This window comes from Pseudobdellovibrionaceae bacterium (assembly GCA_020635075.1).
Taxonomy (GTDB): Bacteria; Bdellovibrionota; Bdellovibrionia; order Bdellovibrionales; family UBA1609; genus JADZEO01.
Genome location: JACKAM010000001.1, coordinates 798,697 through 817,525, shown reverse-complemented (window position 1 = coordinate 817,525; position 18,829 = coordinate 798,697). Strand labels below are relative to the sequence as shown.

Genomic DNA, 18,829 nt, shown 5'->3' with positions numbered 1-18,829 from the left:
CTCGGTTTTTGGTTCTCATCTAAAATCCGCCGGGGAATGAAATTGCGCATGGAAGCCAATCATCGGCAACCACCCAATTGGCTTGGGAAGAAAAGGCCGATTTGGCTCCATGCCTCTTCCGGAGAATTCGAATACGCCAAGTCCGTCCTCCGTGAAATCAAACAGCGCGCCCCACTGACCCCAATCCTTGTTACCTACTTTTCCCCCACCTATCAGAAGAACATCGCCAACACTCCCGAAGTGGACTGGGATGAACCCTTACCCTTGGATACGACAGCTGCCTGTCGTCAGTTTCTCAGGCGTTTTAATCCTCAGGTCTGCTTGATTTCACGTACTGATTTGTGGCCGGAAATGCTTTATCAGTGTGGCAAGCGAAACCTTCCCGTCTATTTGTTTAGCGCCACTTTCTCGGGCAAAAAGGCCCGGGGTATTTTCAGCAGACTCCTGGCGCGTCTGTTGCTTCCATTGGTTTCCGAAATTTTCTGCGTCAGCGAAGACGACCGATCGGAGATTTTGCATCTCCTGCCCCAAGCGTCCGTGACTGCAGCCGGGGACACTCGCTATGATCAGGTTCTCTTTCGTCTCAGCCACAAAAAAGATCTCAAAGAGGAGCTAAAACCAGCTGATCCTCTACGAACCATGGTTGGCGGCTCGACATGGCCGGAAGACGAAAAAGTCCTGCTGCCTGCGCTGGCTCCTTTTATTAAGGATCATGGCCTGCATTTAATTCTGGCGCCTCATGAGCCCACAACTGAGCACCTCAAATCCCTCACGAGCCAGCTCAAAGACTTAGGCCTGACCAGCTGCCGTTACTCCGAGGCCGACCACTACCCTGAGGGTCACGTTTTAATCATTGATCAAGTGGGTATTCTAGCTGACCTCTACTCCTGGGGCCGCATGGCCTTTGTGGGAGGCTCTTTTAAAGGTTCCGTCCATAGCGTGATGGAGCCTCTTGGTTCAGGCGCCGTGACCCTAGTGGGACCGGACCACCAAAACAACCGGGAGGCCTTGGAGTTTAAACACAAGGAGCTTGGAACAAATCTTCACATGGTTCAGGTTTGTGCCACCCGGGATGAAATGGCTCGCGTAATCGACCTTCTATTGGAGTCCAGGGACCAAATTCCCCAGTGGTCAGAACGTATTGTTGATGGAGTGGCAAATAAAAGTGGGGCGAGTCATGCTTTCGTCACGGCATTGTTCACGAAAACTCAACTCGCCCCTGATTGAGAGAGACTCTCTTCAGAGAGTCCAGGAATAACAATATTTAATCTCTCCCCTCTCCCTCGCCAACCGGCTTTTTCTTCCAGCCATTGGCAAAGGAGTTATGAGGTCGGTCCTCAAAGGGGTACTCTAGCTTATCCTCTTCGGTACTTAGGATGGAATACAGGCCAGGAAATGTCGGGTGAATTTCCCGATAGGTATTCATCATGTGCTGCAGAGCCCAGCCTTCCTCCTCAACCACAGCATCCAGTTTCCAATTATAAGGCACTGCCTTAAGCAGGGCTACAAAAGTGTGGAAATCGCGAACTCCACGCAGACCCAACAGCCATGGGTGGTTATAGAGATCACTGGAGTCTAACTGGTCACCTTCAGTGAAGTGCTGAGTAAAGTAGTAATAGCGTTCCCTCACGGCAATGGGCTTGGTTTCCTCTTCACCCTTACAGAACATAAGGCCACGGGTGATCTCACTTAATACTTTGCGATCACCTTCAGAGTCTCCTCGCGAGCCAAAGTAAAACATCGGGATTTCATTAAATCGGTCAGGATGCATTCTAACAATGGCGCACTTTTCATATCTAAGGAGCTCCAGATCCATCGTCGCCTGCTGCATGACCAGGAAGGCCTGTTCACTGATAGAGGTCCCATCCGATCTGCTCTTGGATTCATCACTGGATAATCGCAGGGCCGCCGGACTCAAGATGGCTCCTACATAGGGAATTCCGTTGAGTGGTCCAAGAAGGTTATAGGACTTTCCGAAGGAAAAAGACTCCGAGTGATTCAAACTAAAACTTGCGCCCACGTTCAGGTTCATGGACTTACCACCCTTAAAGCGGTAATCGCCCGTTTGGTAGATCTTGTATTTTCGCTCAACAATGAAAGTGGGTGTGTGCTTGTCGGGCCGTCTCTCCCAGCTGAGTTGATTACTAATGCATTGCCAAAAGAGGTCCTGGCGAAGGTGTATCCCGCCGGCCGCATTAATCCTTGGACCTTTGCTTTCCTTCCATACCTGTTCTGCGCGAGCTGCAATCCAGTTACACAGCCTTGATGTCAACCTCACATCAAGAGCCTCACCGTCAATGACACCCAAAAGTTCCTCTGCCTCAATCGGTTTGTTGGCAAATCGCCTAACGTTGATCTCGTTAATAAACTGATCAATCGGCATCATCCCTTCGGTGGTCCGCGAAAGGCAGTTGCCCTTCTCTGGAATGTTATCGTCTACCGTTTTGCATTTATCCGTATCAAACTTGATTAAGGGCTTATCCTTCAGGGAGATATAGGTGAGATTGTAGTCACGAACAAAAGTATAGAGCAGTGAGGCCACGGAATTGCGCGCACGGTAGTTCTCCTCAAGCTTCATCATATCCTCGATCACCCGATCCACGGCCTTGCGATAGAGGTGCTTGATGGAACCAAAGAAAGGGGAGTCCCGATACTCGGTGTCCTCTTTTTTGCCACCATGAAGGTCCGCCAATTCCTTTTTAATGCGGTCACAGTCATCACTGGATGGGCAGTAGATCTCATCCAAGTTGTCTGTCGGCCGCATGTAGGAACTGTTGGAGTTCAAAAGCAAAGTAACAGGACCAGAAAACACACGAGGCTCTAGACCCGAATCCAAATCTCGCAAACTATCCAGGTCGACAATAGGAGCCGTTGGCATATAGGTCAGGTCATTCTTCTTGTAGGCCTGCAAGGTCTTGTCTTTTACTTTACTAAAAAAGTCTGCGGGCAGGTCCTTCAACTCGTCCATTTCATCATAAAACTTGGCAAAGTCGTCCGGTGTGGACAGCCGTCCCGGCTTGTTCATTTCCAGTTCAGACAGCTCGCGAACATAATTGTAAACAGGACGCATTTTAGCGGCCATAAAATTTCGATATTCAGCCTCAGACCCGCCATTTTCAGCCTTCAGCTGACGTTCTTTCCCCAGCTTCCTCAACTCTTCATGGAGGATGGAAACCTTAGTCAGCTCCTTCTCGTCAATGGTCTCCAGTTGGACGAGCATATTCGAACGAATGCGCATCAGCCGCAGATCCCGCATGGCAATTTCCACCGGAGTGATGATCTTCCCGTCCTGCACTCGAACCAGCTTCTTCACCGCGGTGATGTACTGCTTCTTTTTGACTTCCTCACTGAGTTGCAGTCTCGTTTCACCTGAATAGGGATCTCGACCGATGGAAACTCCTCGTGCCGCTGGATCCAAATAGTCCTTTTGTACGGCAGCCTTAAGCAGATAGATCCCATCCCGCAAATGCTCCGTCGCACGTCGTCCATTCACAATACTTGAGTACCTCAAAACACTCGGGTCCACCCGCCACAACAGCATCTTCTTCACATTGAGGTTCATGAATTCGTCGATTTCATAGCGGAAGCGAAGTGTGTGGTAACTAAACTGATTAATGAAAAACAGTGACGGAATCTTCTCGCGCCCTTTGCTACTCCCCTGGACGGTCCCGACTTCACGCAATGAATCCACATACTCGTCCGTCAAAACCCTTCTGTCGCGTCCAAAGGTGGCGAACAAATCCCAAGGATTAATAGCCAAGGTGAGCTCTTTGGTGAACCCACTGGAGACGTGTTTAATACGAACAGTTGGGAACAGGAGTTCTTCAGGCTTATAATATTTGTGAGTCACATGACCTATCCAGGTCAAACAGCCCTCATGATTGGTTTTTGGTATCTCCCTACACGACTTGGATTCGTCTGGTTTTTTTCCACCGGCACACCAAGGTTTTTTCGAATCATCCCCTTCTGGATAGAAGGATTGATCCAGAGCCACATAGCGACTGTCCGGGATCTTTTCGACATAAAACATCTCATCGCGCACTCGGTTTCCACTCACAATGTTGCGCACACAGGCGACCACAGAGTACTCCACTGTTCGCGTGGTGGCCGTCTCGCCTGGTTTGATTGTCTCAAATTTAATTTGCATTGTGGAAAACTCAAAGGGCTCAAGCTTAAAGGCCTGATGGGCTTCCATGAGCTTTTCATAGTTGGCCGTATCCTTAAGATAGGCATCAAAGTCAAACCTTTCGCCTTCGGCATAGGTTTTGGGGCTAACCCAAAGGCCCTGCTTACCCTGCAATTGTGTGTAATCCCCAATTTCATAGAGACCCTCGAATGCCTCAATTTCTTCAGGGGCATTTATGGGAACAACTCGCAATGCCAGCTGTAAATTTCCCCTTGCCACCCGCCTGGTGATTTGGGCATTCAAAAAAACACGCAAATTGCCATCTGCCTCATCCACCTCTCCCACCGAGGGCGGAATGTCCGGCGTGAGGATCAAGCTCTGATCCCTATCGCGGCCCAAATTGGTAGCCACGATCTGAGCGTAGACCCGAAACTTTCCTGCTTTAATGGGATAGGGGCTGGGATCCCCTTGTAAACTGCGAAGCTTGACCACTGGCTTCATGGCCAGGTGGATCTCAAGCGCCACTCCTTTATCCAACTCCTCAATCTGCTTCACATAGGAAGATACATTAGTCATCCACAGTTGTTTCGCGGCATCCGCCCTTTTTGACCCTTCTTGCGAACCTGCCGGCTGCTGTTGGCCATTGCGGCCAGCTAAGGCTTGCCTGACCTCTTCTTTGCCGATGACTTTGATCTCTTTTGGAATTTCTCCGCCAGTTTTCACCCAAACAATTTCAGGATTTCCCGTTCGACGGAATCCCGCCCAGGGGTTGACGGCGATTTTTATTTTGCGCGGACCCTTATAGATGCCCAGGCCCTCGATTGTACGCTCCAGCTCCAGGTAGTTCTCGTCCGCATAGAAGTTGGGGACAGGGATTCGCTCCTGCCAATGAAGGCAGCCGTTCTCATCTGTCCATGGTTGCACTTCTGTCTCGTCAACTTTCACCTTAAATTGAATTCCCAATATCTTATTGCGTGAGCCACGATCAATCAAACAGGCGTAAAGATCGTAGTAGCGAGCCATGGGGATCTTCCAATCCTTAGTGACCTCTCTGGTGGGAAGAGCACTTCCGCCAACCGACACGACCAGGAAGTTGGTGTTTTGCTCCTCGGGACTCTCATTCATAGCCTTGAGTTTGGCTGGATCGTGAGGGCTGGCCTTCCAACAGGAGCTCAATCCCAGGAACAACATGAACAATGCTAAAAGAGGAAGACGCTTAAAAATCCACATAGAGCGTCTCCACCTTAAAGAGGACCGAATCCAACTTCTCCTGATTGGGAGTTGCATTGATCACGTCACTACTCATGTATTCGGCAACGATCCTAAAGTTGTAGGGCCTAAAGAAGATCTCCAAGCCAAACCCATCACCTTTGCGGTTGTTATGTCCCCGGGCTCCACTGTTGTAGCGGGCAGGGCTGGTATCAGACTCATTAAAGAACTGGAGATAATAAGGACTCACCACCGTTCCGAGAATTCCCATGTCGGCACGAACAAAAAACTCCTGACCACGATTAAAAGTGGGGTCCGCTTTACTATTCTCCAGCAGGTATCCACCTGCGCGCAGCTTAAAAGGCTTGAAGTAGCACAGACAGGCCTCGCCGCCACCGACCCAGCCGTCGAATTCAAATTGAAAAAAGCTGTTCCCCGGGAGGTCTCCCAGCGTTTGATTTCCCCATCGAGAACTTTCATAGGCCACAACCGAAGGAAGATCCTTAAAACTGTAATGACTCGCGAAGCCCTTAAGCTCAACGGCTTGCCTAAACTCAAAGCCAGCCTTCACGGTTTCAGTCAGAAAGGTAGGAGTCTTTTCCTTTTCCACTCTCATAGTTTCAAACGAAGTTGAGGTGGGAATAGTCTGTGCAGCGACAAACTCCACATAATTCTTTTTCCCGCCAAAGCGCAAGCCTTCCGACACTCCCGGGAAGGCTCGGTCAGAGATCAGCAGAGGTGCATTCAAATGCCCCTGACTCAAAGCTCCTGCCTTGATCTCCAATACCTTCACCGGCCGAAATCGAGCCGCCACTTCGTAGGGAAGGATCCCCGACTGGCGAGAATCATTAAATCGAGACTGGACCTGGCTGGTCACCAATTGCAGTTTGGCATCAGCGTACAGATCAAATTTGTCAGTGAGTTTGTAGGTCATGCGCGGTCGAAAGACAAAGCCCACCATGGTGCCTTCGTCCTGACCTTCAGAGAATGACTCTCCCCCCACGCCAATGGCCCAATCGCCACTTAAGCGCTTCAGGGAGGAAGACTCCTCCATTTGAACCCGGGATAGCGTCTCTTCGGACCGGGCGGTCCCTCCAAGGGCAGCCACCAACGTTACCACAAAAAGGCTTCTCCACAGGCATCTATGAAAAGACCGGTCCCTAGCCGTCTCCGTCACGTCTGCCGTGAGGACGGTAAAAACCCGTTCCCAATAATGCCGTTTTATAGCCCTGCTCCTCTCTCAATCGGTTGCCCCCAAACGGGGAGCACACGGGCCATTCTAGTGCAAGCTCTATACACCTTCTTAACATGACGTAAGGTATTGATAAGACAGGTATTATTACACGATTACAGGGCGCTGCCGGGTGGCTAAATAGCTGACAAAAGGACGCAAATTGTTGGTTTGAAAGGAATCCCATGAAATCTTTGGATACCCGAAGTGGGACCATCAAGCCTCGGCGCGGCCACCAACTATTGATGAAAGGCGAAGGATTTCCTGACATTAGATCCCATAGACAGGGCCGGGTTTGACCCCACCCTCAACTCCTATATAGGCTAGTCCATTATTTTCATGCCCAGGGATCGCAACCCGACAAAAGGAGTCCGTACATGGCCACCAAGTTTAACCCGATGAGAGAACTTCCTAATCCGCCTGATTACAAAAAAGGAGATGTTCTCGTAGTCTTCGGTGAACTCTTTACGCGTGGTTATGCCAATGGGATTGTCGAAGAGGCACAAAAGCGAGGGATGAAGGTCATTTATTCCACCGTTGGCCGCCGGGATGAAAATAGTCAATTGCGACCCCTCACTGCTGACGAACTCAAAGAAAAAGACCAGCCACTCATCAATGTCCCGCTTGAAGCCGGATTTGATATGGAGCCTGCCAAATCCGGAGTTCGCCCAGTGGATCAGCTCGCGGGGAAAAAGCTGAGTGAGTGGGATAAGGTGCCGATGAATTTTCAGCAGATCGAAGAAAGCCGCCTAGCTGGCATCGAAAGCTTTCGCAGTCGGGTTCAGACTTACATGAAAGAACTTGAGTCCCACATTCCTGACGGGGCCAATGTGGTCTTTGCTCACACTATGGCTGGTGGAGTGCCAAGAGCCAAGATCGTCATGCCGGCCATGAATCGCGTTTTTAAGGGATCAGGAGATCGCTTTGCGTCCAGTGAAGAGTTTTGGAACTCCGACATGGGTCGTTTTTGTGCCCTGAGTTTCGAAGAAGTGACGGCCAACACATTAAGACATTTGATTGATCTCAGCACACCACTTAGGGGAAAGGTGGAAAACAAAGGCGGGCGAGTCTCCTACACAGCCTATGGCTACCATGGCACCGACATTCTGATTGAAGGCGAATACAAATGGCAGTCCTACTCCCCCTACCTTCAGGGCTTTGCCAAGGTTTTACTTGAAGATGTGGCCCAAGAGTACTGGGATAAGGGGATCAAGGTATCGGTCTTTAACGCCCCGGAGATTCTCACCAATTCTTCAAGCATCTTTCTCGGTGTGGAAGTCTCCCTGTACCCCCTGATGGGCGCCCTCAAAAAAGAAGGGTCCCAACACCCGAGAATCAAAGCCATCCTACAAAAATGCCAGGACGTCCTTAAAGAAGGGCAGAGCCTCGACGAGGTTCTCCGTTATACGGACAAATACTTTTCATCAGACATAATTGCCAACAAGTGGAGCAAGTACGACATTTGGCCCCAACACAATGGCCCTGAACAAATGGCGCTCATGCGGGAGACCAGCACCGGCCTGATTGAAATGCACCAGGACAGCAAAGTTCTTTTAACGGCTGAACTCAGTGAGGTGGTTTTTCGCGCTTGTGGGGAATTGATGTTGGCAGAAGCGGCCCATCCCACAGCACCGGTCTGGTGGATCGGCCACGACATCGTAGCCAAACAGACGGCTACTCAGTAAAAGGATTTTGGCTTCACTTGAAGAGCCAAAAACCCCAGCCCTCCCACAAGTATCGCCAAAAGAACAATCCTGAGCCCGAGAGCTTTCCAGCTCCAGGGCTTCATGTAACCGGCTGAAGAGCCATAATAGCCACTGACAAACACCATCCCATTAAGCAGCAAAACCCACCAGGGAATCTCTAGATAGTAATAGGCAAAAAGAGCCAGCCACCCAAACCAGGGGCCCACCCATCCGAGGAGATCCCCTTTGAGATCCGCCAGACTCAAGACAACCAATAGGGATAGAAAGCCGAGAGCCGTACAAAACCCTCCCACAATCTGCGCCTGGGAGGCGCTCCCCCAGACCAACATCAGCCAAGCCAAAAGAGACAGGCCGGCGATTAGAGATAAGAGAAGCTCAAGAGGCCTTTCCCCCCTCTGTCTGGCTCCCTTGTGTCTTTCCAAGAAAGAAACCCACACTCCATAACACATCAACAAGATGAGCAGCATACGGCCAGACACTTCCAATGGGGCCAACAGGACAGCAATAAAGAGTCCGGCGATCAGTTGCCACACCCAGCCGAGCCGCGCATACCTGAAGCCCATTGGCCACAACAGGGCCAGCACTGGCGTGGCCACGAGCAGCCAATCATTTCCTGTCATCGCCTGCCAGCTTGGAAACCCAGAGAGTGCACCCCATGCAGACACAAAAGCCGCCGCCGGCAACACTCCCACCGCCAAGGCCTTTAAGGCTTCCCGTCCGGAGAAGAAGCCTCCCGCAAACATCACCACTGAAACTAAAAGGGGAAGCAAAACACTCCCCCACAATACCTCAACAATCAAAAACCCATCCCCTCAATTCTTACCTCCACCAAACAACACCTTCCACTGAAACTTGGGAAACACTCTGATCCAACACCTCACGGCAGAAATCCAGATTGAAGTCCCAAACTCCTTTCACCTTTTGAGCGACCGAACTCCGAAGATCAATATGGTTAAAACCGAGTTCGGCTTGGTGCTGCGCTCTGAGAGAGAGCGCTGCTGCCAAACGTATGTCTGGGGTTTTAAGCTTATTGATCGAAGGGGTTCGGGCTCTCAATGTCAAAAGAGGACCGCTGAGATCAATAACTGCTAATCCCTACATGACACCTTCAAGCGCCAGCGTCACTTCCACTTCATCACCCAATCCGCCCGGCTTGGCCATGTAGTTCATGCCGAAGTCAGTGCGCTTGAGGGTAAAAGTGGCCATCCCTCCGGTGCGCATTTTACCCCAAGGGTCTTTGCCAGTCTTCAGGCGGTTAAACACAAAAGTGATGGGCTTGGTAACCCCATGAAGGGACAGGTCTCCTGTTACTTCATATTGGTTTTCTCCTGATTTACCCACCTTGGTGCTCTTAAAAGTGATGGACTTGAATTTCTTGGCGTCAAAAAAGTCCGCTTTGCGCAAATGATCGTCGCGATCTTTATTCAAAGTGTTAATGCTGGCAGTGGCAATCTCAACCGCGACCTGGCTCTTGCCCACGTCTTTGTCGTCAATGGAGAACTCACCCTTGATGTCAGAAAACATCCCATAGGTGTAGCTAAAACCCAAATGATTGATTTTGAACAACACCTGGGTATGTCCGGGATCTAATTTAAACCTTTGCGCTGTTTCGCCCGGGACAGCCAGGGCACTCAGAGAAATCAAAAGGGTGATAACGCTCAGACCAATCCTCAACATATCGACCTCCTCATCGCTGGTGAGACCTTCAATCATAGACACATTAAGAACAATTTAAGGAGCCTTTTCGCGCCGCTCTAGTAGACGAAGATATCTAGCGTAATGAACTGTTACTCTCAGCGTCTACTCCGCAACCAGTTCTCGGGCTCAAGGTAGCTCCCCAAATGAGGGTAACACCCTTGATCGAAGCCGGCACAAATTGCTGAAAAGACAGACGGGCCCCGGAGAATCAATATGGTTAAAACCGAGTTCGGCCCGGTGCTGCGCTCCGAGGAAGAGTGCTGCTGCCAAAGGTATGTCTGAGGCTTTAAGCTTATTGATCGCAGGGGCAGGATGCTCTTTGGCAAACTCCACGGAGGAGATCACCAACCAAGGGAGCTAAATCTAAAACATCAAGTCATCCATGCCGTTGTCCTTAGCCAGCTCCTGCTGCCGCATGGCCTCGGCCTGATCCCAGTCAGATTTCTCTCTAGGCGCACTCGGCAAACGTGCCCCTCCCCCCGTAATGGTGCCAAAAATACGAATCATATCCATGCGGTTCAAGGCCATGGACCAGCTAAACCCACTCAGAGTCTTTGACCAAGCAACACCCAAAGAGCCGCCTGGCACCTTCCCACCGTTGCTGAGGATATAACCATAAACATCCTGCATGCCACTATCGTCCAAGTCGTGACCGGCGTTTTTCGCTAGCTTGCCAATAAGTCCTCTAAATACTGGGTAGGCTTCCCAGGCCTCGGCCGTTTCCAACAGGCCATTCCCATCTGTGTCGAATCGGGTCATGATGGTTTCCACATAGTGGAGAATCACCGCCATGGTGCCAATTTCACCTGACTCCACCCAAGGGCAATAGTTCTTAGAGACTTCCTTATCTGTCACCCAATCACAATCGACAGGGCTCATTCCCTTTTCGCGCAACTCTTCCATCATCTTTACCAACAGAGGGATGCGTTTACGATTATTTTCCAGACACTCCATATACTTGCGCTTGGCTTCTTTACGGAAGCCCATAAAGTAGGGTGCCTCGCAGTGCTTAACCGGCGTGGTGCCATCTAGCAGTTTTTCCGTTTCCCGGTATTCGACTTCATCCTGGATCGGGCGAACGGCGATGTTTTCCAAAATTCCAAAGGCTTCGGCTTTGCCTTCAAGGCTCAAGCCGTCCCAAAAGGCCTTCATCTTGGGTAAATGGGCCATATAGCCGCTCAACTCAGCCACAGCTTTCTCTCTAAAGCAGCCGCGATCCACCTTCGGGCGACCAAAGACATCTATCGAACCCGTAGGACAGGTCTCCAGACCCAAAATATAGAGATCGTCGTTGAGGTTTCCACCGGAATAGACCAAACTCACCAACTCAAGTCCTTCTTCAAACACCAACAAATGGCGTTGGGGATCGCTCGCGTCCGGCTTTTGAATGCCGTTGCCAATAAACGTAAAGACATTGCCTTCCATAAAGGACCGATGACCAAGAACGGGAATATTTCTTGGGTCCATAAAGTGAAGGTCTCTTCCCAGATCCTTCATGTCTTTAAAGAAAAAATCCATTTCATCATCGGTTAAGCCCACCATATCAAGAGCCCGGGGCAGATCCTCGGCATATCCACGAACCAAAAGTCGAACCAAACCGCGCACAATGTTCATTACCGACAGATTGTAGAAGCCGTGGTAGACATCGTGTTCAACCAACTCCTCGCGAGGAGCCAGGAGGGCCTTGTTGGCACCCTGCCTAAAAAACGGCCTCACACTCGTGCGAATTCGGTCGAGCTCCTTAAGAACCATGGTGCCCGTCACCTGCTGCTGTGATTGAACCTTAAAGTCCAGTTGATGGCCACTACCCTTTTGTGCTCCCACCAGAGGAAAACCAAACACCTGATTGGAAAGATCCACCGTTTGGGGCCTCAAGGCCGGAGTGAATTTGCGATCAAGAAAAAATTGAATCTCCGACCAACGGTAAAACTCAACCGCGCCCTGAGCCAAGGCGTATTGGGTCAAACCCTTACTCTTACGTTTCTTTGGTTTGGTTTCCACATCACCGAGAATACGATCGAACAGAGGTCGCAGAGTTTGCGTCACACCAAATGCACTGAATTTTCCCGGCATCAGGTCCAAGGCTTTCATGCGATAGACCAATTGTTCCAGGTCATCATAGGTGAGGACCTTTTGATCCTGCCGATTCAAAGAAAGCTGGGCCAAATGAAGACCTCGGCCAATGTTGTCGACAAAGTCCTCCAGGCCTGATCCATAGAGCAGGCTGCCACCAGTGGATTGGTAGTTGTAGCGGAGGTAAACGACATACCAACCAAAGCCCGACTGCAGAAAGGAACCCCAGTCCTGAGGCTCGATGGTTGCCCGCTCACCACCTGATGCCAAATGCTTGAACTCACCAAACATATCTGCCCATTTTCTTGAACGCAAAACGGAATCGGACTCATCTCCATAAAGAAAGCGGGTCAGCTCCACCAAAAAACCTTGGGCATGCTGCAAAGGATAATTCTGTGCCTTTTCGCCCAAGTCACGGCCTACAAACTGGGCCACGCGCATAGCCGCTTCGCCGGCCTCACGTGCGTGTACCAACCTTTCCTTGTAATCAGTGAAGACCTTCATCCCCACATCAGGGTTGATCACTCTCATATAGGGCTGCATTTGCACTGAGGCACTTTTTAAGGTGTCAAGAACCCCATTGAGTTTTTTAAACTCATCGCGGGTGATCTTTTTTGTGTCCCCACCCAGCAAGGCCACCTTAAGATTCATCGCTTCAGTCATCAGCCCAGCACCAATGGTTCTTGGCTTTAAAAAATTGGTCTCAATAAACCTTTGCAGTTCCTCGGGGGTATAGGACTCGCGATCGGCGCCGCGAGTGTACTTTTGGAACTGCTCAAAAGAGGTTTTCAAACAGTCGTAAAAATCGCCGGTCTGTTTGGCCGAAAGCTCGGCTCCAAAGTATGCTTCCAAGTTCTCGCGAATGTGGGTCATGCAGTGAAAGCCACTGCCATCCAGCTTTACAGAACCCGTACCCTGTTTTTCATCACCCAGGTTCAGTCCACAACCCAACAGCGCCCCGAGACCCAGTGCTGCCAGAAGAGCCACAAGTGCTCTGCCTGATTTAAAACACATAAGTCATTCCCCCTACGATTCGGTCATTCTGATGATAGCGACTATAAGCACTGAGCTCATCAATCTTGCCATCAGGACCTGGATCAACCCCCAACACATCCACCCCAACATGCCAACTCAACCTCGGTGAGAATCCCCATTTGACGGTCGCTGAAAACCAACTGGCCTGATCGGGATAAGAGTAAATGTACTGCGCCGTCCATCCCAGCCGCCGACGAAGCGTGTTCCACAGCTGAGCATCCCAACGAAACCCCATCCCCTGCTGGAGAGGGAACCTCTGCATGGAGTTTTTCATTTCGTCGCCCACCAGGCCCGGTTCAGTCTCAGCCCGCTGTATCCTTTGCTCATCGGTCTTGATGTAATTCCAGGACAGCCGACTATTGGGTAGCCCCGGCAAGGGTAAGGCGTGGCCCAGATGGGCCCCATAGACGCGGGTCAAAAACAAGGGCGATTGGTCCCACTCTTTGGGCATTTCAGATTCAGCCGGCCTCTCCTCTGAAGCCGACAGCCAGACCCGTGCACGATCCCAGGATTGCCCAGCTTCCAGAGTATTAATCCGATGATGGACCACTTCTGTATGAATGACCGCCATGGTGTTACCCACAGTGGGTGTCAGCGCCAGGCTATGATAACCCTCAAGGCCCAACTGCAACTGATTCATGGGTTTATTGGTTGTTGACCACTGAAGCCAAAACCCGCTTTCAGGGCTTCCCTTACGCACGCGAAATGCCCAGGAACTTTGAAAGATCACGTCTTCCACCCGAGGCTTGTCGAGCTGGTAGTAAATCGCCGACGAGTTCTTAAAAACCTCAATTTGGTTTTGCGGAGGCAGGAACCAGCGGTTGCCAGATTCAAAATTGCCATCAGTCAGGGTGAACTGAGGCCCCTGATCAGGTAGAAACAAGGGCGAGGCAAATCCCACCACTTCCCAGTCGTTAATTTCAGAACGCAGAAACACGCCAATCAGGCCTTGCTCCTGAGGTCTCAGGTAGTCCCATTTAAACAAGGGCTGCCAAAGTCCTAATTTCCATTCCTGATCGGCAAAACTCCAATTGACCCGCCTTCGTCCCAAACCAAAATGAAATTCCTCCCGATTAGTGCTCCAGCCCACATAGGCTTCAGGCACGGTGATGTGAACTTCCCTTGAATCATCCAGGGCCTGCTGCCCCCACGCGTGGAAAAGAACTTCCTTGCCATCTGTATCTGCAATGATTTGGTAATTGAGGCCAAGAGTCGAATAGGTGCTGACATGATCAGGAGACGGGCCATCGGTCAAATAGCGGTCACCAAACAGACTGAGCGAAAAAGACTCTTTGCGAAAGTCTGTTTCACCAAGCCCTGAAAGGCTATAGTCAACCTGTGAGAAATCACTTTCTCCTAAAGCCAACTGCGCAAAGCAGACCAAGGCGACACACAGGCCGCGCCCCAATTGCTGTATGTTTAAACTCCCGATGCGCCTAAACCCCAAAAGGCACCTCGCTCCTTTTTAGTTGAGCTCTCCAGAACCCTTCCCTCCTCTGAACAGCCCAGTTCTACCTAATGTGCACAAAAGCACACAACCTAAGGAGCAAGAACTGTACTCATTTCAACAAGATGTGAAGAACTTGGACAGTCTGTAAGGATTACCCGCTCAATGGTTTCACATGGAATAAAACAGGTAACCAAGATGACACTTGGCCGACGGACAGTGGGGACGGCCGCAAAGGGCACCTCCCTCGGTAAACATTACCAAAACCAAAGCTTAAAAATCGTCCCTCTCTCTAGAGAAAATGACATTTTTGGGCGACTATAGAGACTTGGAAAGTTCAGACAATATCCGCACCAATCGCACCCGATCCGCCTGGAAAGACCATTCAGATTTCTTGGCTTTCCATTCCTGAAGCTCCTTCAGGCCATCAATATCCTGATTTGGTGGCCGACCGTTTTTCATCATGTAGGTAAACAGGGCTTCCCTGTCGCTACGATCAGCAAAGCCCAAAAGATTCATAAGCGGCAGATCAAAGGTGGGAAAGGCCACCAAGGCTTCTTCAACGTCAATATACCAAGGCTTGTCGTCCTGATTGTAGCGAGCAAAGAAAGTCTCAATGTACTGAAGCATAATGAATATCTCGCGAACATCAGAGGTCTTAATCGGATCGTCCGAATAGCCATCCTCACCGCGAGTGGCTGTCTCCAGGTATTCCTGAATGTTGTTCCACTGATCTCCACTTAAAGTGTCCACGTAGGCATTAAAGACAGGCAAATGATTAAGATACTTCGCTCGCCCTTGGGAAAAGGCCTCGCGAAAGCAAGCTGTAGTCACGCTTTCATCGGCTGCGTCAGCCACTTTGCAATCCTCGGGCAGGTCTTTCAATAAGAGTCCACCGGCCTCAATCCCACCAAGAACAAAAGTCAGGTACTCAATGCCTTCAGCCAAATCGACCAGTTCATTACCATTGGCCCTAGGCATAAAGAGGTCGGCCTCAATGTGGATACGTTCCGCAAGTCCAGTATCACCCTCTTTGAATATCCCTAAATCCACTCCTATATCGGAAATGTCTGAGGCCAAATAATCCAATTCATCAAGGGTCAATCCCGTCACACCTTGAATGCGTTCCTCCTCTTCGGCATAGCCCAGCACCAAAAGTCGAAGAAGTGTGCGCGACCAATTGAGCTGGGTCAGACTCTTCTGCGTCCACCGCATGTCCTTCGGTGTCTCAAACAACAGCCGACCTAAAGAATCATGGACCATCGGCCAAGGGGATTGAGTGACCACCTGGTTGATTTCCATAAGATGAGAATCTTCTCCCGGATCAGGGCTGCCCCCTTGAGCGATGGCATTAACAAATTCCTGGGCCCTTTTCCAACCACTCCACTGTTCCTTGATATAGCTAATGGTCTTAAAATCAATTCCCTCCACCTGCTCACCTGACATCCGATCATCGGGCGAACGCAGGATACGACTCAAAAAGGCCGGGAGTGAGGACTCAATGGAACTGCCGCGAATTCCCAGGGGCCAAAGCTTAGCCGCGTCCACTGCCGCGATGATGTCACTAAGGTCGGCATAGGTAATGGTCTTATTTGGCTTGCGATCCACGGCCTGATACAAAAACTGACTGGCCAACAAGACCGTTGCGTCCATCTGTTCAAGACCTAAACCCCGACTCCAGTCGTTGGGAGCCACCAAGTGGGAATAGCGCATAGCCATTTCACCCAATTGCCCCACCGTCACCATAAAGGCCGGCCAATCCTGAGGCTCTACCTTTTCCTTTGAACCACCAACCAAATGGAACTTCAGCTCACTCACAAGAGGAAGGTAGGTCAGGTAGTTCTTCAAACTTCGATCTTTGCCATGAGTCTTTATGACCTGGTCAAGCTCTTGAACCAGATTATCAACGGTCTCCCAATCCAAGCTTTGGTCCGTTTGACCAAAAATCTCACCCAACCTCTTGGCTGACTTTTGCATATGAGCAAAGGCCTGATTCATCATCTGCGGATTCTCCGTCCAGCCCTTGTGCGTGGTGAAATGCATATAACGCATCCACAGACCAAAACTCTCAGCGAAAATCGTACCTGTGCGCACCCATTGGCGAGGCTCAATTCGATCCGCGGGCGCACCCACAAGCTGGAACTTCACTCGGCTCAACCAGGACATCATATCCCGAAGTAGGGCAGAGCGTGAATGACCACTGCCATTGACCAATTTGCCAATTTCTCCCAATAGCCTTTCAAAGCGGACAAACTCATAGGCCTGACCTCGGGCCTCAATAATCTTGCCAAAACCGATGAGCACTCCCGAGACTGCCTCCAATGAAGTATTGAGCTCGTCGACTGTATAACCCCTTTGCCGGCGGTAAAATTCCCCCCGCACCACTTGAATGTGGGGATTCAGGTCAAGAGTCAGCTGGCGAAAGTCTTCAATGATTTTTTGCGTGAGCTGCAGCTCGTTGCGGGTGACAAACTCGCGGCTTCCCGAGAGAAACACCCGTTTGACTTCCATCAACTCTTCAAGAAGCACATCATTAATGCGAAGATCGCCCATAAAGAAGTTTTGCAGAAAGTTGCGCAATTCACCTGATGAGTAAATCCCAACCTGTCGCCCTTGGGTGAAACGCAAAAAGATGTCCAATGCCCTCTGCGTACAGTCCCAAAAACCGTTGATATCCGCAGTGCTGAGACGACCATCCATGTAGTCACCCACCACCTGGTCGGCATTATCCAAACACTGGGATTGGCTCATTTTCACCACTGGAGGCGTCTGATAAGGCTTATCTTCACCACTACAGGCAATAAGTAGGGGAGGAATGACAGTAAGAATCAATAAGCTGCGCACAACTTTAGAATACATAGCTCACCCCCAAAGACACCCGATCGTTGGATCGGTACTCACCCACAAATCCATCGGCAAACTCGGCCTGATCTTCGTCAAAAACTCCGATAAGATCGACCATACCGTAGATTTCCCACTGCGGCCCCCAACTCCAGCGAGCATCGGCCATAAAGGCACCACCCTGCTGGACAAAATCAAATAGAGCCCGTGCTCCCCATGAGAATTTGTTCTGGTTTAATAGCCAATATCCATTCTTAAGTCCCAACTCCACCGTCTCGTAAAACTGGTAGCGGCGTTCAAAGAGGGTTTCCCGGGCGGTAAACTCACCGGCGTCCGGCTGGTCCCCTCCACTGACACGGGAGTAGGACAGATAAGCATGGGTGCGCTCGTTGGGACCAGCTGACAAATCGTGACCAATGTAGGTGGTGACAATTCCGCTCCGACCCGTGTCCTGGTAGGTCCACTCTTTGGGGATGTCATCCTGTTCGGGCCGCTCGTAAGTAAAGCTCATCCATGTTGTTAAACCGCCCGATTCACTGTACCCACCCTCAACCGATGACAGGTGATGGTACTGAACGCGTGGATAAACGTTGACGCGAATGTCCTGTGACCCAACTTCAGTGTGTTGAAACAAAAACTGGCCACCCAAAAGAAGCTGACTCATGGGCTTATAGGCATAGCTGCCACGAACAAACCAGGAACCCCAGTTTTGTTCCAAACGCGCGGCAAAGCTCTCGTTTAGAACCACATCACTCTCAGCCGGATTGATCACCTTGTACTTCATCGGGGTGTTCACACCGAGGAACTCTAAACTAGATGAGGGGGGCCTAAAGTAGGGATTGGGGGAGTAAAAGTCGCCATTGATGATTTCGTGATCCGGACCAAATTCAGGCACAAACATGGGGGATGCAAACACCAGCAGCGACCCTTGCCGCCAATGATTTTCCAGAAAAAATCCAGTCAACCCATGACTGTCTTTACGGAGCTTGTCGTTCATGAATCGGCCCTGGTACAAACCGCGCTGGAGAAGCTCATCGGCTTCATTCCATTTGTACCACTTGCGGCCCATCCAAAATTCCCAGCCTTTGCCTTTCCAGCCAGCGTAGAGATTTTTGGGCATGAAGTAATTGGCCTCTTCTTCAACAGCCAAACGGTTCTTGAATTCAATAGCACCATCAAAGACACCGTGCCATTCATATTCCATGTCCAAGACGAGATCAGAAATTTGCGATTTGGTTCCACGCTTTTGAAAGAAAGCTGTGTCTTCACGAAAGTAACTGGTGGTACCAAACTTTAGGCCCACATTAAGGTGATCTTCGGCTTCGGGATGGCTCCATCCCTCACCTCGTGGCAAACGCACTTTGATCGCTTCACCACTTTGATCCTGGGCATTGGCCGATGACCAACCCAACACAACCGCAAGCAAAAGTCCCCACAAGCCCATGTGACTCACAAGCCTCATC

10 protein-coding genes are annotated in these 18,829 nt (G+C 50.5%); 2 read left to right on the top strand and 8 right to left on the bottom strand.

Annotated elements, in window-relative coordinates; translation table 11 throughout:
• The first annotated feature begins 36 nt into the window (after positions 1-36).
• Entirely contained in the window at positions 37-1,227 is a 1,191-nt protein-coding gene (locus H6624_03485) for a hypothetical protein (GenBank protein MCB9083377.1), read from the top strand.
• A 37-nt stretch (positions 1,228-1,264) separates the two neighbouring features.
• Here H6624_03485 and H6624_03480 read toward each other — a convergent pair whose 3' ends face one another.
• On the bottom strand, positions 1,265-5,356 hold the full coding sequence (locus H6624_03480; protein ID MCB9083376.1) for a hypothetical protein: 4,092 nt from the start codon (positions 5,354-5,356) through the stop codon (positions 1,265-1,267).
• Positions 5,343-6,455, bottom strand: a complete 1,113-nt coding sequence (locus H6624_03475) for a hypothetical protein (GenBank protein MCB9083375.1) — start codon at positions 6,453-6,455, stop codon at positions 5,343-5,345. The genes H6624_03480 and H6624_03475 overlap by 14 nt, the downstream gene beginning before the upstream one ends.
• Positions 6,456-6,943: 488 nt before the next feature.
• Between H6624_03475 and H6624_03470 the strand changes: the two genes are divergently transcribed.
• Positions 6,944-8,251 (top strand): hypothetical protein, encoded by a 1,308-nt coding sequence (locus tag H6624_03470; GenBank protein ID MCB9083374.1) that lies wholly within the window; start codon positions 6,944-6,946, stop codon positions 8,249-8,251.
• Here H6624_03470 and H6624_03465 read toward each other — a convergent pair.
• The 6 genes from H6624_03465 to H6624_03440 all read right to left on the bottom strand — a co-directional run bounded on the left by H6624_03465 (position 8,245) and on the right by H6624_03440 (position 18,828).
• On the bottom strand, positions 8,245-9,072 hold the full coding sequence (locus H6624_03465) for a hypothetical protein (GenBank protein ID MCB9083373.1): 828 nt from the start codon (positions 9,070-9,072) through the stop codon (positions 8,245-8,247). The two genes, H6624_03470 and H6624_03465, sit on opposite strands and share 7 nt — an antisense overlap.
• Before the next feature lie 295 nt (positions 9,073-9,367).
• Positions 9,368-9,949 (bottom strand): polyisoprenoid-binding protein, encoded by a 582-nt coding sequence (locus H6624_03460; protein MCB9083372.1) that lies wholly within the window; start codon positions 9,947-9,949, stop codon positions 9,368-9,370.
• Positions 9,950-10,333: 384 nt separating this feature from the next.
• Entirely contained in the window at positions 10,334-13,057 is a 2,724-nt protein-coding gene (locus tag H6624_03455; protein ID MCB9083371.1) for a hypothetical protein, read from the bottom strand.
• Positions 13,047-14,525: a hypothetical protein gene (locus H6624_03450; GenBank protein MCB9083370.1), complete on the bottom strand. Its 1,479-nt coding sequence runs from the start codon at positions 14,523-14,525 to the stop codon at positions 13,047-13,049. Before H6624_03450 ends, H6624_03455 begins: the two co-directional genes overlap by 11 nt.
• 318 nt (positions 14,526-14,843) lie before the next feature.
• Positions 14,844-17,384, bottom strand: coding sequence for a hypothetical protein (locus H6624_03445; GenBank protein ID MCB9083369.1), 2,541 nt, complete (start codon positions 17,382-17,384; stop codon positions 14,844-14,846).
• Positions 17,374-18,828: a hypothetical protein gene (locus tag H6624_03440; protein MCB9083368.1), complete on the bottom strand. Its 1,455-nt coding sequence runs from the start codon at positions 18,826-18,828 to the stop codon at positions 17,374-17,376. Before H6624_03440 ends, H6624_03445 begins: the two co-directional genes overlap by 11 nt.
• Between the last annotated feature and the right edge of the window lies 1 nt (position 18,829).